Consider the following 21,551-nt stretch of genomic DNA (forward strand, 5'->3'; position numbering starts at 1 on the left):
TTTCGCGGGGTTTTTCGTTTACTGCATGACGCTTGGGATCAGTCGCCCAGGGTCAGCAGCGAGGCGTTGCCGCCGGCGGCGGTGGTGTTCACCGTCACCGTCTTCTCGGTGGCGAAGCGCAGCAGGTAGTGCGGGCCGCCGGCCTTGGGGCCGGTGCCGGACAGGCCCTGGCCGCCGAACGGCTGCACGCCGACCACCGCACCGATCTGGTTGCGGTTGACGTAGACGTTACCGACGTGGACGCCGTTGCTGATGCGGTCGACGGTCTCGTCGATGCGCGAATGCACGCCCAGGGTCAGGCCATATCCGGTGGCGTTGATCTGGTCGATCACCGCGTCGAGCTGGTCGCCCTTCCAGCGGATCACGTGCAGCACCGGCCCGAAGATTTCCTTCTGCAGCTGGCCCAGATCCTTCAGCTCATACGCACGCGGTGCGAAGAAGGTGCCGTTGGCCGCTTCGGCGGACAGTTCGGCAGCCGCGATCAGGCGCGCTTCGCGGTCCATGCGCACGGCGTGGTCCTGCAGGATCTGCAGTGCGTCAGCGTCGATCACCGGACCGACGTCGGTGGACAGCAGGCCCGGGTTGCCGACTTTCAGTTCCTTCATCGCGCCGGCCAGCATGGTCATCACCTTGTCGGCGATGTCGTCCTGCACGAACAGCACGCGCGCGGCCGAGCAGCGCTGGCCGGCCGAGGTGAAGGCCGAACCGATGGCGTCCTTGACCAGCTGTTCCGGCAGTGCCGAGGAGTCGGCGATGAAGGCGTTCTGGCCGCCGGTCTCGGCGATCAGCACGCCGATGGCGGCATCGCGTGCAGCCATCGCGCGGTTGATCGCACGGGCGGTGTCGGTGGAGCCGGTGAAGGCCACACCGGCCACGCGTGGGTCGGCGGTCAGCGCGGCACCGACGGTGGCGCCATCGCCCGGCAGGTACTGCACCACGTCAGCCGGCACGCCGGCATCGTGCAGCAGCTTCACTGCGTAGTAGCCGATCAGGTTGGTCTGCTCGGCCGGCTTGGCGATCACGCTGTTGCCGGCGGCCAGTGCGGCAGCCACCTGGCCCAGGAAGATCGCCAGCGGGAAGTTCCACGGACTGATGCAGACGAACACGCCGCGGCCATGCAGCTGCAGTTCGTTGGATTCGCCGGTCGGGCTGGGCAGCTTCTCGGCGTGGCTGAACTGCTCGCGCGCCTGCTTGGCGTAGTAGCGCAGGAAGTCCACCGCTTCGCGCACTTCGGCGATGCCGTCGGGCAGGCTCTTGCCGGCTTCCTTCACGCACAGCGCCATGAATTCGGGCATGCGCGCTTCCAGCTGGTCGGCGGCGTGCTCGAGGATGGCGGCGCGGCTGGCGGCCGGGGTGCGGTTCCAGGCCGGCTGTGCAGTCACGGCATTGGCCAGCGCCTTCTGCACGGTGGCGGCATCGGCGGCCTGCCACTGGCCGACCACTTCACGGGTGTCGGCCGGGTTGGTCACCTGCAGCGATGCGCCGGTCGGGTTCGCGCCCGGCACCAGCGGCGCGGCCTGCCAGGGCTTCACTGCAGCGTTGAGCTGCTCGGCCAGGGCGCGCAGTTCGTTGTCGTTGGCGAGATTGGCGCCCATGGAGTTCTTCCTGTCGTGGTTCTGGCTGCGCAGCAGGTCAACCGGCAGCGGGATCTTGGGATGCGGAATCGATTCGAACGAGGACACCATCTCGACCGGGTCGCGGACCAGGTCGGCGATCGGCACGCGCTCGTCGGTGATGCGGTTGACGAAGCTGGAGTTGGCGCCGTTTTCCAGCAGGCGACGCACCAGATACGGCAGCAGGTCTTCATGCGAGCCGACCGGCGCGTACACGCGGCAGGGCAGGCCGAGGCGGTCGGCCGGCACTACTTCGGCGTACAGGTCGTCGCCCATGCCGTGCAGCTTCTGGTGCTCGTACACGCCGCCGTTGGCGATGCTGCGCACTGCGGCGATGGTGTGCGCGTTGTGCGTGGCGAACATCGGGTAGATCGCGTCAGCATGGGTGAACAGGCGCTTGGCACACGCCAGGTAGGACACGTCGGTGTTCTGCTTGCGGGTGAACACCGGGTAGCCGGCATAGCCTTCGATCTGCGCGCGCTTGATCTCGGCGTCCCAGTAGGCACCCTTGACCAGACGTACCTGCAGGCGACGACCGGCGCGGCGCGCCATGTCGGCCAGGTGGTCGATCGTGTACGGCGTACGCTTCTGGTAAGCCTGCACCACCACGCCGAAGCCATCCCAGCCGGCCAGCGAGGCATCGCCGAACACCTGCTCGATGATGTCCAGCGACAGTTCCAGGCGATCGGACTCTTCGGCGTCGACGGTGCAGCCGATGCCGTAGCTCTTGGCCAGCTGCGCCAGTTCCAGCACGCCGGGCACCAGGTCCTTCAGCACGCGCGCGCGCTTGGCGTGCTCGTAGCGCGGGTACAGCGCCGACAGCTTGATCGAGATGCCCGGTGCGTTGTTGACGTCGCCATCGGCACGGCCACCACGCGACTTGTGGTCACCACCGATGGCGTGGATCGCACGACGGTAGTCTTCCAGGTAACGCAGGGCGTCCTTCATGGTCAGCGCGCCTTCGCCGAGCATGTCGAACGAGTAGCGGTAGCTGGCGCTGTCGCCCTTGTGCGAGCGTGCCAGCGCTTCGCCGATGGTGCGGCCCATGACGAACTGGTGGCCCATGATCTTCATCGCCTGGCGCACGGCCAGGCGTACCACCGGCTCACCGACGCGGCCGACCAGGCGCTTGAACGCGCTGGGCGCATCGGCGCGGGTGGCGTCGTTCATCTGCACCAGCTTGCCGGTCAGCATCAGGCCCCAGGTGGAGGCGTTGACCAGCACCGAATCGCTGCCGCCCAGGTGTTTTTCCCAGTCGGCATCGGCCAGCTTGTCGCGGATCAGCTTGTCGGCGGTCTCCTGGTCCGGAATGCGCAGCAGCGCTTCGGCCACGCACATCAGCAGCACGCCTTCCTCGCTGCCCAGGTCGTACTGGCGCATGAAGGCTTCGATCGCGCCCTGGTCCTTGGCGCGCACACGCACGCGGGCGACCAGGTCGGCGGCCAGCGCCTGCACCCGGGCCTGCTCGTCGGCCGGCAGGCGTGCCTGCGCCAGCAGTTCGCGCACATGGCTGGCCTCGTCTTTCAGCCAACCATCGGTGATGGCCTGGCGGAACGGGTTGGGGGACGCCGGCAGTTCCGGCGACAGCAGCGCCGAGTGACGCGGGGCGTCGCTGGCGGCAATGGGAGAGGAGGGTGCGTTCATGCCGGTCCGGCCAGTGGAAAACTTGGCGATTTTAATCATTTTTTCGACTTCAGGAAGGCCCGCGCAGCCACCTTCATGAATGCTGATAGCCCCTAGCGGTGGTGGATTCAGCGTGTTCAGCAAAGTCGGTACGTTTTGTGCCGAATTCGTCATTCGTGCCGCTGGACCCATGCTGTATTGCAGCATCGGAAAAAGTGTGAATGCACCCTTGCTACCGGCGAGAGGGCAGGGCTACCATCGAGACGTTTCCCGCGGCAGGAACGCGGTTGCGACATGATCGAGGTGCTTACAGCTCCGGATGGGTCAGGTACGCAGCTGCGACTGCGTCCCCCACGGGCGCTCGATGCCCGGCAGTTCGTCCTGTTGTTTGCTGTGTTGTCGGGAGTGATGTGGCTGGTGTCCGCCTTCGGGTGGGTGGCCGGCAATGCATTCGCCCCCCTGTTCGCGCTGCTGTACAGCCTGTTGCTGGCAGCTGCGTTGCGCGCGTTGTGGCGCAGTGGTGAACGGCAGGAGGAAATCCGGGTAGTGCCGGCGTGCGTGGAGGTCATCCCCGTGCCCGGTGGATCGCCGGTGTTCCGGGCTCATCCGCACTGGGTGCGCCTGCTCACCGACGACCAGAGGGTCCGGCTGGCATCCAGCGGCCGGCAGGTGGAGGTGGGGAGTTTCCTCGCGCCGGCCGAACGTCAAACGCTTGTTGAAACGCTTGAAGATTTGCTCGCCGCCAGCGATGGCGGCAACCGACGACGCTAAGGGTCTAGGCAATGAAGCAAAGCAGAGGGTGGGGCACGAAGTGCGTTGCAATGGCCGCCGCGATGGGGGCCCTGCTGTCGATGCCGGGGACGGCGCTGGCCCAGGCGGCCGATCCAAAACCGTGGCAGTTGAACATGGGCAAGGGGGTGACCCAGACCTCGCGCCTGGCCTGGGAATCGAACAACCTTTCGCTGATCGTCTGTACGGTGATCGGCGTGATCGTGTTCGGCGCGATGGCCTACGCGATGTTCAAGTTCCGCAAGTCCAAGGGCGCGGTCGCTGCCACCTTCAGCCACAACACCAAGGCCGAAGTCATCTGGACGGTGATCCCGGTGATCATCCTGGTGGTGATGGCGTGGCCGGCCACGGCCAACCTGATCAAGATGTACGACACCCGCGATGCCGAGATGACGGTCAAGGTCACCGGCTACCAGTGGATGTGGAAGTACGAGTACCTGGGCGAGAACGTGACCTTCACCAGCCGCCTGGACCGCGAGTCCGACCGCATGCGGCAGAGTGGCAAGGTACCGACCCGCGAGAGCCATCCGCACTACCTGCTGGATGTCGACAACCGGCTGGTGCTGCCGGTGGACACCAAGGTGCGCTTCGTCATCACCTCCGACGATGTGATCCACGCCTGGTGGGTGCCGGCGCTGGGCTGGAAACAGGACGCCATTCCCGGCTTCATCAACGAGGCCTGGACCAGCATCGAGCAGCCCGGTGTCTACCGCGGCCAGTGCGCGGAGCTGTGCGGCAAGGACCATGGCTTCATGCCGATCGTGGTCGAGGCGGTGTCCAAGGAAGAATTCAAGCAGTGGCTGGCGCAGCGCAAACCCGCGCCTGCACCGGCAGCGCCTGCCGCGCCCGCCGAACCCACCGCACCTGCCAGTGAAACGCCGGCGCAGCCGGCGGCACCGGCAGCCGCCGAGGCCGGCAACACGCCTGCGGCGGCGGCCAGCGGAGCCTGATGTAACTGCCCGCGGCCGTATCGCGGCTGCGGCGACAACCGATCCTGAGAGGTGTTTTGCAATGGCGCACTCGGCAGTTGGGCACGACGATCACCATCACCCGCAGAGCTTCTTCGAGCGTTGGTTCTTCTCGACCAACCACAAGGACATCGGCACGCTGTACCTGGGTTTCAGCTTCATCATGTTCGTCATCGGCGCGTTCATGAGCGTGCTGATCCGGCTGGAACTGGCCCAGCCCGGCATCCAGTACATCCGTCCGGAAATCTTCAACCAGCTGACCACCGTACACGCGCTGGTGATGATCTTCGGCGGGGTGATGCCGGCCTTCGTCGGCCTGGCCAACTGGATGATCCCACTGCAGATCGGCGCGCCGGACATGGCGCTGCCGCGCATGAACAACTGGTCGTTCTGGCTGCTGCCGGTGGCCTTCAGCCTGCTGCTGCTGACCTTCCTGCTGCCCGGTGGCGCGCCGGCCGGTGGCTGGACGCTTTACCCGCCGCTGTCGCTGCAGGGCGGCTACAACGTGGCGTTCACCGTGTTCGCCATCCACGTGGCCGGCATCAGTTCGATCATGGGCGCGATCAACATCATCGCCACGGTGCTGAACATGCGCGCGCCCGGCATCGACCTGCTGAAGATGCCGATCTTCTGCTGGGCCTGGCTGATCACCGCGTTCCTGCTGATCGCGGTGATGCCGGTGCTGGCCGGTGCGGTGACGATGCTGCTGACCGACAAGTTCTTCGGCACCAGCTTCTTCAATGCGGCCGGTGGTGGTGACCCGGTGATGTTCCAGCACATCTTCTGGTTCTTCGGCCATCCCGAGGTCTACATCATGATCCTGCCCGCCTTCGGCGTGGTCAGCGAGATCATCCCGACCTTCAGCCGCAAGCCGCTGTTCGGCTACCAGGCGATGGTCTACGCCACTGCGGCGATCGCGTTCCTGTCGTTCATCGTCTGGGCCCACCACATGTTCACCGTGGGCATGCCGCTGGGCGGTGAGATCTACTTCATGTTCGCCACCATGCTGATCTCGATCCCGACCGGGGTGAAGGTGTTCAACTGGGTCAGCACGATGTGGCGCGGCTCGCTCACGTTCGAAGCCCCCATGCTGTGGTCGGTGGCGTTCGTCATCCTGTTCACCATCGGCGGGTTCTCCGGCCTGATGCTGGCGATCGTGGCCGCCGACTTCCAGTATCACGACACCTACTTCGTGGTCGCCCACTTCCACTACGTGCTGGTGACCGGCGCGGTGTTCGCGCTGATCGCGGCGGTGTACTACTGGTGGCCGAAGTGGACCGGGCGCATGTACAGCGAGAAGTGGGCCAAGGTGCACTTCTGGTGGTCGATCGTGTTCGTCAACCTGCTGTTCTTCCCGCAGCATTTCCTGGGCCTGGCCGGTATGCCGCGCCGCATCCCCGATTACTCGGTGGCGTTCGCCGACTGGAACCTGATCAGCTCGATCGGTGCGTTCGGCATGTTCGCCACGCCGTTCATGATGGCTGCGATCCTGCTGTCCTCGCTGCGCAACGGCGAGAAGGCCGAGGCCCGCTCCTGGGAAGGCGCGCGCGGCCTGGAGTGGACGCTGCCGTCGCCGGCACCGGCGCACACCTTCACCACGCCGCCGACCATCCGCCCGGGTGACCTGGCCCACGACGATATCGGTCATTGAGGTGATGCATGCATAACGAGAGCCCGATCACCCCGGCCAGAGCCGAGCCACGCTTGGCCGCAAGCGCATCGGCAGGCCAGCGGCCAGGCACCGCGCCGCTTTATGCGGAGCAGCGCCAGCGCGCCAGGCGCACCGCGCTGTGGGTGGGCGCGATCGCCGTGCTGGTGTACGTCGGCTTCATCCTCAGCGGTGTGATCGGTCGATGAGCGAAACACCGGCCACCGCTCCGTCACGCAGCGCCGGCCTGCCGCGCCTGATCGGCGTTGCGGTGGTGGTGTTCCTGCTGACGTTCTCGCTGGTACCGCTGTATCGCATCGCCTGCGAGAAGGTATTCGGCGTGCGCCTGGAACGTGGCCCGGGCAGCGAAGCCAGTACCGGTGCTGCCACCGGCAAGCGCACCGTACGGGTGGAATTCGATGGTGGCGTCAATTCGCGGCTGCCGTGGTCGTTCCATCCCGAGCAGCTGACCATGGATGTGGTGCCTGGCGAACTCAACGAGGCGCTGTACTTCGCCCGCAACGACAGCCAGCAGGCCGTGGTCGGCAGCGCGGTGCCGTCGGTGGCGCCGGCACGCGCGTCCGGGTTCTTCAGCAAGACCGAGTGCTTCTGCTTCACTGCGCAGACCCTGCAGGCCGGCGAGAAGCGTGACATGCCGGTGCGCTTCATCGTCGATCCGGACCTGCCGCCGGAAATCCGCACGATCACCTTGTCCTACACCTTCTACCGCAACGATGCGTTGTCCGATCGGCTGGCGCCCGCCGCCACGTCGGAAGGCGCCCACGCTGCTCCCTGACCCGGATACCGACCATGGCCCAGACACCTACCGACGCCAACGTGTACTTCGTCCCGGCCCAGAGCAAGTGGCCGTTCGTCGGTTCCATCGCGATGATGGTGACCATGGTCGGCGTGGCCAGTTGGCTCAATGACGCCAGCTGGGGCCGCTGGACCTTCTACATCGGCGTGGCGATGCTGGTGCTGACCCTGTTCTGGTGGTTCAGCGATGTGGTGCGCGAGTCGCAGGCCGGCAACTACAACCGGCAGGTGGATGGTTCGTTCCGGATGGGGATGGTCTGGTTCATCTTCTCCGAAGTGATGTTCTTCGGTGCCTTCTTCGGTGCCCTGTTCTACACCCGCCACCTCGGCCTGTCGTGGCTGAGCGGCGAAGGGCGCGGGGTGATGACCAACGAGCTGCTGTGGCAGGGCTACTCGGCCGGCTGGCCGACCAATGGCCCGGCAGCGATCGGTGGCGCGTTCCAGACGATCCCGGCCTGGGGCCTGCCGCTGATCAATACGCTGATCCTGCTGACCTCGGGCGTGACCCTGACCATCGCCCATCATGCGCTGAAGGCGGGCAACCGCCGCCAGCTGTTGATCTGGCTGGGCCTGACCGTGCTGCTCGGCCTGGGCTTCCTGACCCTGCAGGCCGAGGAGTACATCCACGCCTACAAGGAACTGAACCTGACGCTCGGCTCGGGCATCTACGGTTCGACCTTCTTCATGCTGACCGGCTTCCACGGCGCACACGTGCTGCTGGGAACGATCATGCTGATCGTGATGTGGCTGCGGTCGGCGAAGGGACACTTCACCCGCGACAACCATTTCGGCTTTGAAGCGGCCGCGTGGTACTGGCACTTCGTCGACGTGGTGTGGCTGATGCTGTTCCTGTTCGTCTACGTGCTTTGACTGCGCAGGCGTCGGCAGCGTCAGCCGCCGGCGCTGCCTGGCCTGATGGAGCGTCAGCCGCCGATGCCGTGCGGTTTGATCCAGCCCATGTAGATGCTCACGATCACCAGTACGATCAACGCCACCGACACTCCGATGCGGCGGGTCAGTGCATTGACCGTGCGCTTGGTCTGGCCGCGGTCCACCAGCAGGTAATACAGGCCGGCGCCCAGATTCCAGACGATGACGATCAGAAACGCGATTACCAGCAGGGTCTTCAGCGAATCACTCATGCGCGGCTCGAGGGCAGGATGGATGTGCCTATCTGACCGCGTTTGCACGGACTTGTCATGATGCGCCAGCACACGCGCCTGATCGGCTGGCTGATGGCGTTGCTGGCGATGGCCGGATTCACCGCGCTGGGGCTGTGGCAGCTGCAGCGGATGCAGGCCAAGCAGGCGTTGCTGGATGCGCAGGGGCCAGCCGTGGCGCAGGCGCTGCCGTTGGCGCAGGCGCTGGCGGCGCAGGGCGCGCTGCATGGCGTGGCCGATCACGGTCGCTTCCTGCCGGGCGTGGTGTTGCTGGACAACCAGACCCGCCACGGCCGCGCCGGAGTGAAGATCTATCGTCCGTTCCGCAGCGATGCGGGCAGCGTGTTGCTGGTGGACCTGGGCTGGCGCGCGCTGCCGCCGGACCGCAGGTTGCCGGTGGTGCCGGCACCGCCGTCGCCGGTAGCCGTGCGAGGCCTGTTGGCGCCGCCCCCTTCGTCCGGGCTGGCGCTGGGGCCGGCGTTCACTACCACCGATGTTGCAGGGCGCTGGCTGGCCAGTCGCCTTCCCGCCGATGGCCTGGCTGCGGCACTGGGCCTGCCATCGTTGCCCGAACGCGTGCTGCGGCTGGACCCGGCGCTGCCGTTCGGCGATGAGCGCGATCTCGACCTGCTGCCGAACACGCTGCCGCCGCAGCGCCACCTGGGTTACGCCGTGCAGTGGTTCGGGCTGGCGCTGACCGTGCTGGTGGTGGCGCTGGTACTGGAATGGCGCAGAAGACGGCCCGTTGCCCGGTAGTGCCGGCCGCTGGCCGGCATCCCTTTCCCAACCATGAGAAAATGCCCTGCATGAACACTGCTACCTCCCCGCAGGCGCGCGGCAACGGCCGCCGGACCCTGGTGCTGCTGTTCGCCGTTTTCTTCGGGGCGATGGCGCTGGCCGCCCTCCTGCGTTTCTCCGGCTGGCAGCCGACCGCACATCGCAACAGCGGACAATTGCTGAAGCCGCCGGTGGATCTGCGCCAGCAACCGCCGACGCTGGCCAATGGCGCGGCCTACCCCTGGAACCCCGAGGCGCGCACATGGCGCCTGTTGGTGGCCCCGGCCGGAGCCTGCGACGCGCAGTGCGTCACTTTGTCGCAGGGACTGGGCAAGGTGTGGCAGCTGTTCGGCCATAACGCCGATAATGTCGAGATCCTGTGGCTGGGAACGCCACCGGCGTCGATCGCCTCGCTGCCCGCGCTGCGGCCGCTGGCCCCGTCGCCAGCCCTGCGCGCGGCGCTGCCTGGCGTCGATGATCCGGCGGGTCTGCCGGTCTACGTGATCGATCCGAACGGCTTCGTGATCATGCGTCATGCCCCCGGGAGCGATCTCGGCGGCCTGCGCAAGGACATGGCCACGTTGCTGAAACTGAAGTGAGTCCCGTTTGATGAGCCTTTCCGCGCGTCCGGCGCTGCACCGCAATTTCCACCGCCTGGCGTGGTTCGCCATGATCATGACCGCGAGCACGATCATGTTCGGTGCCTTCGTGCGCCTGTCCGATGCCGGCCTGAGCTGCCCGGACTGGCCGACCTGCTATGGGCAGGCGACCTGGCCGCAGCACGTGGAAGAGACCATTGGCCACCCGGCAGCGGAGATCCGTCCGCTGGAAACACACAAGGCCTGGCGTGAGCAGGTGCACCGCTTCCTGGCTGGCGCGCTCGGCATCGAGATCCTGACCCTGGCCCTGCTGGCCACGCGCAAGCGGCGTTTCGGAAGCACGGCGGTAGTCACCGCCTGCGTGCTGGTGGCCGCGGGCATACCGCTGTACATGATGGGCTGGCATGGAACCGCCAGCGCGCTGGCGCTGGTTGGTGAGGCCATCCTGCTGATCGCGGCGCTGCGCTGGAGCAACATCGACCTGGCGCGCGCTGCGCTGCTGACGTTGGCGGTGGTGATCTTCCAGGCGCTGCTGGGCATGTGGACGGTGACCCTGCTGCTCAAGCCGATCGTGGTGATGGGTCATCTGCTGGGCGGCATGCTGATGTTCGGCCTGCTGGTGTGGATGGCCTGGCGTGCCACGCACATGCCGATCACCCTGGCTGAGGCGCCGAAGCTGAAGTGGCTGCTGCGCATTGGCATGGCGGTGCTGGTCACCCAGATCGCGCTGGGTGGCTGGGTCAGCGCCAACTACGCGGCGCTGGCGTGCGGCGGCGGCAGCGCCTCGCTGGACAACTTCCCGCGCTGCGCCAACCAGTGGTGGCCGCAGCACAACTTCGCCGAGGGCTTCACCCTGTGGCGCGGTATCGGCGTGGACTACGAAGGCGGCGTGCTCGACGGTGCCTCGCGCATCGCCATCCAGATGGCCCATCGCCTGTTTGCCATCGTCGTTGCCGTTTACCTGCTGTGGCTGGGCCTGCGCCTGTTCCGGCTGCCGAGCATGCGCGGCTGGGCTTCGGCCCTGGTCACGCTGCTGGTGCTGCAGGTCACCCTCGGCATCCTCAACGTGAAGCTGGCGCTGCCGCTGGAAGTGGCAGTGGCGCACAACGGCGTTGCCGTTGCCCTGTTGTTTGTATTGGTCAGCCTGCTGGCCCGCCTGCGTGCCCCGGACTGATCCCATGTTTTCCAACTATCGCCAGTACTGGGATCTGACCAAGCCCAAGGTCGTCGCCCTTATCGTCTTCACCGCCCTGGTCGGCATGGTCCTGGCCATTCCCGGCGTGCCCAGCTGGGAGCAGGTGCGTGCCGGCCTGCTCGGCTTCCTCGGCATCTGGCTTGCCGCCTCCGCCGCTGCAGCCATCAACCAGCTGCTGGATGCGCACATCGACGCGCAGATGGCGCGCACCTCGTGGCGTCCGCTGGTGGTGGGCAAGGTGAAGCCGTGGCAGGTGCTGGTGTTCGCCGGCGTGCTGATCGTGCTGTCGATGGCGATCCTGGTGCTGTGGGTGAACTGGATCACCGCGGTGCTGACCTTCGCCTCGCTGATCGGTTATGCGGTGATCTACACCGTCTACCTGAAACGCGCGACCTCGCAGAACATCGTCATCGGTGGTCTGGCCGGTGCGATGCCGCCGATGCTGGGGTGGGCGGCGGTGACCGGCATGCAGGGGCAGTCGGACTGGGCGTACTCGTCGCTGCTGGTGCTGATCATCTTCATCTGGACGCCGCCGCACTTCTGGGCGCTGGCGATCTTCCGTCGCGAGGATTACGCCAAGGCGGAAATCCCGATGCTGCCGGTCACCCATGGCGTGGTGCACACGCGCAAGCAGATCATGGCGTACTCGGTGGTGCTGGCGCTGGTCTGCCTGCTGCCGTACCTGGTTGGCATGAGCGGAGCGTTCTACCTGGGTGGGGCGATCGTGCTCAACGCCGTGTTCCTCTGGTACGCCTGGCGCATGCTCAACCCGCCGGACGAGCTGTTCTCGATGAAGATGTTCAGTTACTCCATCGTCTACCTGATGGCGCTGTTCGCCTTCCTGCTGGTGGACCACTGGATCCTGCCCTGGTTGTAGCGGGTGGATCCGCCGGGCATGGCCCGGCGCTACCTGTGGATTCCAGCCATGCTCGACTCAGGGCCGGATCCGCGAAGGGGCTCTGACCCCGTCTGACCGCAGAAACATCCACGCATGGCGTGGATCTACTTTTGTGGACCGGGCCTTACAGTAGATCCACGCCATGCGTGGATGGCTGTTCCACAGGTCAGGGCGCGCGCTTGGCGTAGCGCTGGGCGATCACGCCGCAGACGATCAGCTGGATCTGGTGATAGATCATCACCGGCAGCACGATCGCGCCGAGGCTGCCACCGGCGAACAGCACCTTGGCGATCGGCACGCCGGTGGCCAGGCTCTTCTTCGAGCCGCAGAACACGATGGCGATCTCGTCTTCGCGGTTGAAGCGCAGGCGGCGGGCGATGAAGGTGATCAGTGGCATCGCGATGCCGAGCAGTACCGCCGCCACCACCGCCACTGCGAACAGCGACAGCAGGGGCGTCTTGCTCCACAACCCCTCGGTAACCGCTTCGCCGAATGCCGAGTACACCACCAGCAGGATGGTGGCCTGGTCGGTGTAGCGCAGCAGCGCGCGCTGCTTCTCCACCCAGCCGGCGATCCAAGGGCGCAACAGATGGCCGGCCACGAACGGCACCAGCAGCTGCAGCATGATGCCGCCGATGGCATGCAGCGGGTCGTGCACGCCGCCGGAGGTGCCGGCCAGCGCGGTCAGCAGCAGGGGCGTGAGGAACACGCCGAGGATGCTCGACAGCGAAGCACTGCACACGGCCGCCGGCACGTTGCCGTGCGCCATCGAGGTGAACGCGATGGAGGACTGCACGGTGGAGGGCAGGGTGCACAGGAACAGCACGCCCAGGTACAGCTCAGGTGTCAGCAGCCAGCCTGACAACGGCTTGAACAACAGCCCCAGCAGCGGGAACAGGATGAAGGTGCAGGCGAGGATCGTCAGGTGCAGGCGCCAGTGCAGCATGCCGCCGATGATCGATTCGCGCGGCAGGCGCGCGCCGTGCAGGAAGAACAGCGCGGCGATGGCGACGGTGGTGACATCGTCGAGCACCAGGGCGGCGGCGCCTTTCATCGGCAGCAGCGAGGCCAGGCCGACGGTGCACAGCAGGGCGAGGGTGAAGTTGTCCGGTCGCAGGCGCGACCACCAGCGGGTCATGGTGGATGGGCTCCTTGGTGCGGGGGGATTACCCCGGGAATCAGGGGGTGGGAGAAGGGATCGCCAGACGCTCGCGGGTGGTGGCTTCCAGCGACTTCAGGCCGGCTCGCTGGCCCAGTTGCAGCGCCTGTTCCGGGCTGGCGTGTTCGTAGCGTGCGTTGACCAGGCCGAGCACGGCACCGGCGCGGTTGCCGGAGGCGCAGTGCAGCAGCACCGGCCCCTGGCTCTGCTGCAGCGCCTGGTGCACGGCGCGCACATTGGCGGCATCCAGGCCCTCGGCACCGGCCACAGGAATGCGTACATAGCGCAGGCCGAGCGCTTCGGCCTCGCGTGTTTCATCGAAGCCGCGATCTTCACCGGGTTGGCGCAGGTCGATCACCGTGCGCACGCCTTGTGCAGCAAGTTCGCGCAGTTGCGCGGCCGTGGGCTGGCCGCCGGCGTAGAGTCCGGGGCGGACTTCAGCAAGGGCGGGGTCCGCAGCCCAGGCTGGCAGAACCGGGCAGAGCGACAACAACAGCAGGCAGGTCAGGCGCAGCAGCATGGTCTCTCCGGGGATGTGTACTGCCGCTACAGGCGCAGATTGGCGCGTGCCTTCAGCAGCTCGCGCATCTCGTACTTGTCAGTATCGTCCAGACCCTGTTGTCGCTGCTTGGCGTTAAGGTCATCTATCCGCTGGAACAGCAGCTGCTTCTCCAGCTGCCCGACCGCGTCATGCAGTTCCACCGTCCACATCGCTTCATCGCCCGCCAGCGTCTGCGCGGCCAAGGTGTGCAGCGAGGCCTGTTCTTCGCGGCCGTCGAAATGCTCCAGCAGGGCGCCGGTACTGATGTCCGGGCGCTGTTCGACCAAGCCCAGCAGTTCCAGCAGCAGTTCCACGCCCGGCAGGCGCAGGCCCTGGAAGTGGTGCTTGCCGCCCAGGGTCAGGGCCAGCGATGGCTGCTGCAGCAGGACGGCGATCGCGCCACGCACCAGGCTGCGCTTGGCCGCCGGCTGGATCGCGCGCGGCGCGGCGCGTTGTGGCATCTGCGGCCGGCCCGCCTGAGCGTTGCCCCCCAGGCCCGTCAGCTGTGCCAACTGCTGCTTCATCAGGTCGCCGAAGGCACCGTCGGGAATCTGCGCGAGCATCGGCTTGGCGCGCTCGGCCAGCCGTGCCTTGCCATCCAGCGTGCCCAGGTTGATCTCGCGGGTCAGCTCGTCGAAGAAGAACTGCGACAGCGGCGTGGCCTGCTTCAAGCGTTCGTCGAAGGCCTCGGCGCCTTCCTTGCGCACGATGCTGTCCGGGTCTTCGCCGTCGGGCAGGAACAGGAAGAAGGCCTGGCGGCCGTCCTTCATGCGTGGCAGCACCGATTCCAGCGCCTTCCAGCCGGCGCGGCGGCCGGCGGCGTCGCCATCGAAGCAGAAGAACACGTCCGGCGCGTTGCGGAACAACAGTTCGGCGTGGTCCGGCGTGGTCGCCGTGCCCAGCGTCGCCACTGCCTGGGTGACGCCGAACTGGAACAGCGAGACCACGTCCATGTAGCCCTCGACCACGATCAAGCGCTCGATCTTCTGGTTGGCCTGGCGCACCTGCCACAGGCCGTACAGCTCGCGGCCCTTGTGGAACAGCGCGGTCTCGGGCGAGTTGAGGTACTTGGGGCCGTCATCCTTCTCGAACACGCGCCCGCCGAAGGCGATCACCCGGCCACGGCGGTCGAAGATCGGGAACATCACCCGGTCGCGGAACTTGTCGTAGACGTGGCCGCGGTCGTTCTTGGAGAACAGGCCAGCGCGGTCGAGCAGCTTCATCCGCCGCTCGTCCTTGCCCAGTGCGTCGCGCAGGCCGCTGTAGCCATCAGGCGCATAGCCGATCTGGAAGCGTGCGCGGTTCTCTTCATCCACGCCGCGGCCATCGAGGTAGCTGCGGGCTTTCTCGCTGCCCTCAAGGTTCTTCTGGAAGAACTTGGTTGCCGCGTCCAGCGCCGAATACAGCTCGCGACTGTCATCCTGCTGCTGGGCGCTGCGCGGGTTCTCGCTGCGCGGCACTTCCATGCCGGCACGCTTGGCCAGTTCATCCACCGCGTCGAGGAATTCGAGGCGGTCGTAGTTCATCAGGAAGCTGATGGCCGTGCCGTGCGCGCCGCAGCCGAAGCAGTGATAGAACTGCTTGGTCGGCGAGACGGTGAAGGAGGCCGAGCGTTCGTCATGGAACGGGCAGCGCGCGGCGTACTCCTTGCCCTGGCGCTTCAACGGCACGCGGCTGCCCACCACCTCGACGATGTCGGAGCGGGCCAGCAGGTCGTCGATGAAAGCGTCGGGGATACGGGCCATGGGCAACGAGGCAGGGCGCGGCGGCAGCCACGCGGAAGGGGGAAGTCAGTCCCCCTAGTTTACCCCTTGCCGGCCACGTTCCCGGGCGCGTTCGCTGCAGTGCCAGGGTCGATGCCGGCAGCCAGCAGATGATGGCGTGCGCGCAGGCGTTCATCGATCACCGCGGTCATCAGCGCGCCGACGAAGAAGACCACGGTGGCGTAGTAGATCCAGACCAGCGAGATCACCAGCGCACCCATCGAGCCGTAAGCGCTGCCCGGTGCGACGGTGGCGATGTACACGCCGATGCCATAGCGGCCGAGTGCGAACAGCGCCGAGGTGATGAGGCCGCCGATGAAGGCCTGGCGCCACGCCACGCGCCGGTCCGGCAGGTAGTGATACATGAAGGCGAAGCCGACCGCGTACAGCAGCAGGCTGGTCAGGTAGCCGATGGCCGGCAGGATCGAGGGCAGCTGCGCAAAGGCCACCTGCAGCACGGTGGTGGCGGTCATCGACAGGATCAGCAGGAAGCCCAGCGCCAGCACCACGCCGAAGGAGAACACGCGTTTGCGCAGCCACGCCTTGATGCCCTCCAGGCGTTCGCCGCTGGTGCGGAAGATCAGGTTCAGTGCGTTCTGCAACTGGGCAAACACCGCAGTGGCGCCAACGAACAGCAGCAGCGTGCTCCACAGCCCGGCCAGCGATCCGACGTCGGGCTGGTTGTCGGCATTCTTCAGCACGGTTTCGGCCACGGTCGCGGCACTGCTGCCGGCCACCGAGCTGATCTGGTCGACCAGGGCCTGCTGTGCCGGCGGATACAGCGAGGCGGTCAGCCACAGCAGCAGCACCAGCAGCGGCGCCATCGACAGCAGGGCATAGAAGGAAACCGAGGCGGCCTGGGTCAGCACGTCGATTTCGACGAAGCGCTTGACGACGGCCATCGGGAAACTGTCCTGCAGGCGCTTGATGTACTTGTGCAGGGACGCGGGGCCGCCGTGCGGCGCGCTGTCTTCGGGGGCGTGGGACGTTGGATCAACCATGCCGGAGTTGTAGCAGCATCACGTCGAAGACGCGGTGAAGCAGGTGCGCAGGAGCGCGTCCCGGCGTCCCTTCGCAGTGCGGAAGGGACCCGGGTCAGGCGTCGCTTACGACAGCGCCTGCTTGACCAGCTTGGACACCAGGCCCATGTCGGCCTGGCCGGCCAGCTTGGGCTTCAGCGCGCCCATCAGCTTGCCCATGTCGGCCGCGCTGTTGGCGCCGGTTTCGGCGATGGCCGCCTGGATGGCCGCGACGATCTCGGCTTCGCCCATCTTGGCCGGCAGGTAGGCTTCGATCACCACGATTTCGGCGCGCTCGATTGCCGCCAGGTCTTCGCGGTTGGCCGCTTCAAACTGGCTGACCGAGTCCTTGCGCTGCTTGACCATCTTGTCGAGCACGGCGATCACGGCGGTGTCGTCGAGCTCGATGCGCTCGTCGACTTCCTTCTGCTTGATGGCGGCGTTGATCAGGCGGATGACGCCCAGCTTGTGCTTCTCGCCGCCCTTCATGGCGGCCTTCATGTCTTCGGTGAGCTGCTGCTTCATGCTCATGACGAACCTCGTGGTGGTAGTGGGGCAGGGCGGATGCCCGGGCCCGGAAACGCAAAAAGCCGGCGACGCTCGCGCGTGCCGGCTTCGACTCCATCGCGGCAGGGAATGCCCACCGCAATGAAGATGCGTCCGATCAGTACAGGCGCTGACGCTTGGTAACGTCGCGCGACGAGCGGCGCAGCTGACGCTTCACAGCAGCGGCGGCCTTGCGCTTGCGCTCCTGGGTCGGCTTTTCGTAGAACTCGCGCTTGCGGGTTTCGGCCAGCACACCGGCCTTTTCGCAAGTGCGCTTGAAGCGGCGAAGAGCAAACTCAAAGGGTTCGTTCTCGCGGACTTTGACGCTGGGCATGGAATCTCCGGGACACAGTAGAACCGGGTCACGCCCGGCGAGCCGCACATTATAGTGGCGAATAAACAAACTGCAAGCCACAAATCCTGAATAGGGGCAAGTTGTTGGATTGCAGTGAGGCCTGCCAGTTCCCCGAGGGGTTGGCAGGGGCGTCATAATAGCAGGCATGCGAGTCCTTGGCATCGAATCTTCCTGTGACGAGACCGGCGTGGCGGTGTATGACACCGACCTGGCCGGCAGCGCTGCCCTGCGCGCCCATGCGGTCTACAGCCAGATCGCCCTGCACGCCGAGTACGGCGGTGTGGTGCCTGAACTGGCCAGCCGTGACCACGTGCGCAAGCTGCTGCCGTTGATCCGGCAGACGCTGGCCGAGGCCGGGCTTGGCGTGAACGACATCGACGGGGTGGCCTACACCGCCGGCCCCGGCCTGGTCGGGGCGCTGCTGGTGGGCGCCGGCGTGGCCCGGTCGCTGGCCTGGGCGCTGGAGGTTCCCGCCGTGGGCGTGCACCACATGGAAGGTCATCTGTTGGCGCCGCTGATGGAAGACGATCCGCCGCAGGCCCCGTTCGTGGCCCTGCTGGTGTCCGGTGGCCATACCCAGCTGGTGGCCGTCGATGCCATCGGCCAGTACCGGCTGCTGGGCGAAACCCTGGACGACGCGGCAGGCGAAGCCTTCGACAAGACCGCCAAGATGATGGGCCTGCCGTACCCGGGCGGGCCGCAGCTGGCCGCGCTGGCCGAGCAGGGCACGCCGGGCGTCTACCGCTTCACGCGGCCGATGACCGATCGCCCGGGCCTGGATTTCAGCTTCTCCGGCCTGAAGACCCAGGTCCTGATGGCATGGCGCGATAGCGACCAGAGCGAGCAGACCCGCGCCGACATCGCCCGTGGCTTTGAAGACGCCGTGGTCGAGACCCTGTGCATCAAGTGCGAACGCGCGCTGGAAGCGGCCGGCACCAATGTGATCGTGGTGGCCGGCGGTGTGGGTGCCAACAAGCGCCTGCGCGCCCGCCTGCAGCAGATGGCCGAGCGCCTCGGCGGCCGCGCCTGCTTCCCGCGGCCGGCGTTGTGCACCGACAACGGCGCGATGATCGCCTTCGCCGGCGCGCTGCGCCTGCTGGCGGGCCAGCACAGCCCCCCGAAGGTGGACGTCACCCCGCGCTGGGACATGGCGACGCTGCCGGCGGTGTGAGCCGGTCCGTCTCCCGGTAGTGCCGGCCGCTGGCCGGCAACATCATCAACGCTTGCCAACCAGTGGCGAGGCCGCCAGCACCGTGGTGGCCCGTTCATGGCGCTGCAGCCATGCCAGCGTATGCGGGCACCGGGCGTGGATCAGCCGCCCGATCGCGGCCAGGTCGGCGCCGATGTCGCGCTCAAGGATCGGTTCGTGGTGGGCGATGCGGTTGCGCAGGTGGCGGATGCGTCCGATATCTGCGTGGATGGCTTTCCTGGTGACACTGGGATGGGCCGAAGGCGCATGGCGTAGAACACCGCTGAGTGCTGGTATCCACAGCGAAGCGTCGAAGCGGCAGGTGAAGAGCTGCTGCCAGAAAACCATCGGCAGGTTGGCGACGATCTCGGGCGTGTCGGTGGTACGGCCGGTGACCAGTTCCAGTGCGGTTCTCGCCGAAGCGGATGAAGATGCCGGCAACCTGCGTCGGAAGGCATCATTCCACGGCCATCGAGGCCCATGTTGCCGGGCCAGCGCCGATGCGGCTGCGTTGCGGATGACAACTTCGCACAGATGCACCGGCATCATCAGCGCACCGCACATCCGCATGTTCCACAGGTACAGGGATTCGGCGGTGACACCCGGGCTGCAGGCCGATGCAATTCTCTCGTAGGTCGACAGGCGCTCCGCTGACAGAGCGCGCCTCAATGCATCGTATGCAGCCATCGTGATTTGCGGTGGTGAAGGAAGGGTCGATGCTGGCCAGAGACCGCGGCGATCACCATCGGGGAACGCCGTTGCCTGCGTGCCCGATTTCCTGTGTTTCGGCTCGGACGAATTCCGTGAGTTGCTTTGTCGCAATTGGCCTTGACCGGCGATTGGGTCCTTGCCTAACCTCAGTGCCTGCGCCACCGGGACCCGCGGCTTGAGAAAGCTCCCCCCGGGGACAAAACGGTAGTACCAAAGGGCCCCGCTAGCAGGGCCCTTTGTCTTTTCCAGACCTTGTGAATACCCGGCGACCCGCCTCCGTTCCGGGCAGGCTCACTGCCGTCCCGTTACCATGGCCGCCTGTTTTCCGGCTGGTAACCGCAATGGACAAGGTTTTCATCGAAGGGCTGACGATCGACGCCCTGATCGGCATCTACGATTGGGAGCGGCGGATCCGCCAGGACCTGGTGTTCGATCTGGAGATGGGGTTCGACAACCGTCGCCCGGCCGCCAGCGATGACATTGCCCATACCCTGAACTACAAGGCGGTCAGCAAGCGCCTGGAGCAGTTCGTGCGCGAATCGGAGTTCGGCCTGGTGGAGACCCTGGCCGAGCGCTGCGCGCAGATCGTGCTGGACGAGTTCGACGTGAAGTGGCTGCGCCTGAAGCTGAGCAAGCCCGGGGCGGTGCGCGGTGCACGCGCGGTCGGCGTGATCATCGAACGCTCGCGGGACTGACACGCCGGTAATGCCGGCCGTCGGCTGGCAACCCGCGGTAGTGCCGGCCGCTGGCCGGCAACCTCAACAGCAATGAAGAAGGAGACAACCGATGGTGGACGCAGTGGTGGCGGTACAGTGGCTGGAAAAGCTGCAGAACACACTGGAACCCTATCCTGGCGCCTACCTGGCGTTGATGATCTCGGCGCTGCTGGTTGCCGCCGGCCTGGCCAACTGGGTGACCAAGCGCATCCTGCTGCGCGGCCTGCGTCGCCTGCTGCAGCGCCTGCCGGGCGCCGAGTCCGGGCGTGGCAGCCATCTTATGCGGGTCATTTCGCGGCTGTCCAACGTGGTGCCCAGCCAGGTGATCGCCTCGGGCATCACCCTCATTCCCGACCTGCCGCCAGGCCTGGTCAACGTCATCATCAAGCTGTGCATCGTGTGGGCGGTACTGACCGTGTCGATGGCGTTCTCGCATGCGCTGGATGCGGCCAACGACCTGTACGAACGTCGCCCCGAGGCGCGCAACAAGCCGATCAAGGGGTACCTGCAGGTCGCCAAGATCATCATCTTCGTGATCGCCGGGCTGTCGATCGTTGCCACCCTCGCCGGTGTCGACCTGCGCTACCTGGTCACCGGCCTGGGCGCGGCCACCGCAGTACTGATGCTGATCTTCCAGGACACCATCCTGTCGCTGGTGGCCAGCGTGCAGATCAGTGGTGATGGGCGTATCCGTATCGGCGACTGGATCGAGATGCCCAGCCAGAATGCCGACGGCGATGTCATCGACATCGCCCTGCATACGGTGACGGTGCAGAACTTCGACAAGACCATCACCACCATCCCGACCAAGAAGCTGGTGACCGAGTCGTTCAAGAACTGGCGCGGCATGCAGGAGGCCGGTGGCCGCCGGATCAAGCGCGCGCTGTTCCTGGACCAGCACAGCGTGCGTTTCATGGAGGAACAGGACCTGGCCTTCCTCGGCCAGTTCGCCCTGCTGGGCGACTACCTGCGCGGCAAGCAGCAGGAGCTGGGCCAGTGGAACGGGCGCCTGCGCGAGCAGGGCGTGGCCGAGGTCAACAGCCGCCGGGTGACCAACCTGGGCACCTTCCGCGCCTACGTGGAGCGTTATCTGGCCAGCCACCCGGGCATCCATACCGATATGACCCTGCTGGTGCGCCAGCTGCAGCCGACCACCGAAGGCCTGCCGCTGGAGCTGTACTGCTTCACCCGCAGCACCGCCTGGGGCGAATACGAGGCGGTGCAGTCGGACATCTTCGACCACCTGCTGGCGATCCTGCCGGCCTTTGGCCTGCGGGTGTTCCAGGCGTCCAGCGACGCGATGTTGATGGCCGGGCAGCGCCAGTTGGCCGGCTCGGAGTAAGCTGCGATGCCCCCGGCCGGACCGTACGGATCCGGCTGGTGGCTGAAACTGAATGACGAAACCTCTCGCCAAATCGTCCGGGATCGCTAGAATGCCGGGCTTGTAAACGTTTTCATCAAGGACT

The 21,551-nt window shown here is 66.3% G+C and carries 22 protein-coding genes; 13 read left to right on the top strand and 9 right to left on the bottom strand.

Annotated elements, in window-relative coordinates; genetic code table 11:
• Nucleotides 1-38: 38 nt before the first annotated feature.
• Nucleotides 39-3,257 carry a bifunctional proline dehydrogenase/L-glutamate gamma-semialdehyde dehydrogenase PutA gene (gene putA / locus AB4Y98_RS16105; protein ID WP_442244694.1) on the bottom strand — a complete coding sequence of 1,073 codons (3,219 nt, stop codon included), beginning with the start codon at nucleotides 3,255-3,257 and terminating at the stop codon, nucleotides 39-41.
• 273 nt (nucleotides 3,258-3,530) lie between these two features.
• Between putA and AB4Y98_RS16110 the strand changes: the two genes are divergently transcribed.
• The 6 genes from AB4Y98_RS16110 to AB4Y98_RS16135 all read left to right on the top strand — a co-directional run bounded on the left by AB4Y98_RS16110 (nucleotide 3,531) and on the right by AB4Y98_RS16135 (nucleotide 8,327).
• Entirely contained in the window at nucleotides 3,531-4,007 is a 477-nt protein-coding gene (locus AB4Y98_RS16110; protein WP_025878297.1) for a DUF2244 domain-containing protein, read from the top strand.
• 11 nt (nucleotides 4,008-4,018) lie between these two features.
• Complete coding sequence (gene coxB, locus AB4Y98_RS16115) at nucleotides 4,019-4,975, top strand: cytochrome c oxidase subunit II (protein WP_025878296.1); 957 nt, start codon at nucleotides 4,019-4,021, stop codon at nucleotides 4,973-4,975.
• A gap of 61 nt (nucleotides 4,976-5,036) precedes the next feature.
• Nucleotides 5,037-6,644: a cytochrome c oxidase subunit I gene (ctaD, locus tag AB4Y98_RS16120; RefSeq protein WP_025878294.1), complete on the top strand. Its 1,608-nt coding sequence runs from the start codon at nucleotides 5,037-5,039 to the stop codon at nucleotides 6,642-6,644.
• Between the two features lie 8 nt (nucleotides 6,645-6,652).
• Nucleotides 6,653-6,850 (top strand): hypothetical protein, encoded by a 198-nt coding sequence (locus AB4Y98_RS16125; RefSeq protein WP_136639629.1) that lies wholly within the window; start codon nucleotides 6,653-6,655, stop codon nucleotides 6,848-6,850.
• Complete coding sequence (locus AB4Y98_RS16130) at nucleotides 6,847-7,437, top strand: cytochrome c oxidase assembly protein (RefSeq protein ID WP_025878292.1); 591 nt, start codon at nucleotides 6,847-6,849, stop codon at nucleotides 7,435-7,437. The genes AB4Y98_RS16125 and AB4Y98_RS16130 overlap by 4 nt, the downstream gene beginning before the upstream one ends.
• A gap of 14 nt (nucleotides 7,438-7,451) precedes the next feature.
• A complete protein-coding gene (locus AB4Y98_RS16135) occupies nucleotides 7,452-8,327 on the top strand; it encodes a cytochrome c oxidase subunit 3 (RefSeq protein ID WP_025878291.1) in 876 nt (291 codons plus the stop codon).
• 53 nt (nucleotides 8,328-8,380) lie between these two features.
• On the opposite strand, the gene AB4Y98_RS16140 is transcribed toward AB4Y98_RS16135, so the two are convergent.
• Nucleotides 8,381-8,599: a twin transmembrane helix small protein gene (locus AB4Y98_RS16140; RefSeq protein ID WP_010484233.1), complete on the bottom strand. Its 219-nt coding sequence runs from the start codon at nucleotides 8,597-8,599 to the stop codon at nucleotides 8,381-8,383.
• A 57-nt stretch (nucleotides 8,600-8,656) separates the two neighbouring features.
• Here AB4Y98_RS16140 and AB4Y98_RS16145 point away from each other — a divergent pair, with 57 nt between their 5' ends.
• From AB4Y98_RS16145 to cyoE, 4 genes are read left to right on the top strand one after another with little or no spacing between them, the layout of a single operon-like run.
• Nucleotides 8,657-9,373, top strand: a complete 717-nt coding sequence (locus tag AB4Y98_RS16145) for an SURF1 family protein (protein ID WP_025878288.1) — start codon at nucleotides 8,657-8,659, stop codon at nucleotides 9,371-9,373.
• A 50-nt stretch (nucleotides 9,374-9,423) separates the two neighbouring features.
• On the top strand, nucleotides 9,424-9,993 hold the full coding sequence (locus AB4Y98_RS16150; protein WP_032975628.1) for a hypothetical protein: 570 nt from the start codon (nucleotides 9,424-9,426) through the stop codon (nucleotides 9,991-9,993).
• Nucleotides 9,994-10,003: 10 nt separating this feature from the next.
• Nucleotides 10,004-11,167, top strand: coding sequence for a COX15/CtaA family protein (locus AB4Y98_RS16155; protein ID WP_312111707.1), 1,164 nt, complete (start codon nucleotides 10,004-10,006; stop codon nucleotides 11,165-11,167).
• 4 nt (nucleotides 11,168-11,171) lie between these two features.
• Nucleotides 11,172-12,065, top strand: coding sequence for a heme o synthase (cyoE, locus tag AB4Y98_RS16160; protein WP_033830169.1), 894 nt, complete (start codon nucleotides 11,172-11,174; stop codon nucleotides 12,063-12,065).
• Between the two features lie 187 nt (nucleotides 12,066-12,252).
• Here cyoE and AB4Y98_RS16165 read toward each other — a convergent pair whose 3' ends face one another.
• The 6 genes from AB4Y98_RS16165 to rpsU form a co-directional block, all read right to left on the bottom strand.
• Entirely contained in the window at nucleotides 12,253-13,224 is a 972-nt protein-coding gene (locus AB4Y98_RS16165; protein WP_428703796.1) for a bile acid:sodium symporter family protein, read from the bottom strand.
• A 40-nt stretch (nucleotides 13,225-13,264) separates the two neighbouring features.
• Nucleotides 13,265-13,765: a fused DSP-PTPase phosphatase/NAD kinase-like protein gene (locus AB4Y98_RS16170; RefSeq protein ID WP_428703797.1), complete on the bottom strand. Its 501-nt coding sequence runs from the start codon at nucleotides 13,763-13,765 to the stop codon at nucleotides 13,265-13,267.
• A gap of 26 nt (nucleotides 13,766-13,791) precedes the next feature.
• Entirely contained in the window at nucleotides 13,792-15,531 is a 1,740-nt protein-coding gene (gene dnaG, locus AB4Y98_RS16175; protein ID WP_442244695.1) for a DNA primase, read from the bottom strand.
• A gap of 59 nt (nucleotides 15,532-15,590) precedes the next feature.
• Entirely contained in the window at nucleotides 15,591-16,550 is a 960-nt protein-coding gene (locus AB4Y98_RS16180) for a YihY/virulence factor BrkB family protein (RefSeq protein ID WP_059065748.1), read from the bottom strand.
• A gap of 105 nt (nucleotides 16,551-16,655) precedes the next feature.
• Complete coding sequence (locus tag AB4Y98_RS16185) at nucleotides 16,656-17,099, bottom strand: GatB/YqeY domain-containing protein (protein ID WP_312109345.1); 444 nt, start codon at nucleotides 17,097-17,099, stop codon at nucleotides 16,656-16,658.
• A 133-nt stretch (nucleotides 17,100-17,232) separates the two neighbouring features.
• Complete coding sequence (gene rpsU, locus AB4Y98_RS16190; RefSeq protein ID WP_002808376.1) at nucleotides 17,233-17,448, bottom strand: 30S ribosomal protein S21; 216 nt, start codon at nucleotides 17,446-17,448, stop codon at nucleotides 17,233-17,235.
• A gap of 166 nt (nucleotides 17,449-17,614) precedes the next feature.
• Between rpsU and tsaD the strand changes: the two genes are divergently transcribed.
• Nucleotides 17,615-18,640: a tRNA (adenosine(37)-N6)-threonylcarbamoyltransferase complex transferase subunit TsaD gene (gene tsaD / locus AB4Y98_RS16195; protein ID WP_049468546.1), complete on the top strand. Its 1,026-nt coding sequence runs from the start codon at nucleotides 17,615-17,617 to the stop codon at nucleotides 18,638-18,640.
• Nucleotides 18,641-18,685: 45 nt separating this feature from the next.
• Here the strand turns inward: tsaD and AB4Y98_RS16200 are convergent, their stop codons facing one another.
• A complete protein-coding gene (locus AB4Y98_RS16200) occupies nucleotides 18,686-19,345 on the bottom strand; it encodes a hypothetical protein (RefSeq protein ID WP_442244773.1) in 660 nt (219 codons plus the stop codon).
• A gap of 365 nt (nucleotides 19,346-19,710) precedes the next feature.
• Between AB4Y98_RS16200 and folB the strand changes: the two genes are divergently transcribed.
• Complete coding sequence (folB, locus tag AB4Y98_RS16205) at nucleotides 19,711-20,064, top strand: dihydroneopterin aldolase (RefSeq protein ID WP_025878255.1); 354 nt, start codon at nucleotides 19,711-19,713, stop codon at nucleotides 20,062-20,064.
• A gap of 91 nt (nucleotides 20,065-20,155) precedes the next feature.
• The gene (locus AB4Y98_RS16210; RefSeq protein WP_025878254.1) at nucleotides 20,156-21,427 is read left to right on the top strand and encodes a mechanosensitive ion channel family protein; all 1,272 of its coding nucleotides are present in this window, start codon (nucleotides 20,156-20,158) and stop codon (nucleotides 21,425-21,427) included.
• Nucleotides 21,428-21,551 lie beyond the last annotated feature (124 nt).

Origin of the sequence: Stenotrophomonas sp. 2YAF26 (genome assembly GCF_052114625.1) — a bacterium.
GTDB lineage: Bacteria > Pseudomonadota > Gammaproteobacteria > Xanthomonadales > Xanthomonadaceae > Stenotrophomonas > Stenotrophomonas indicatrix.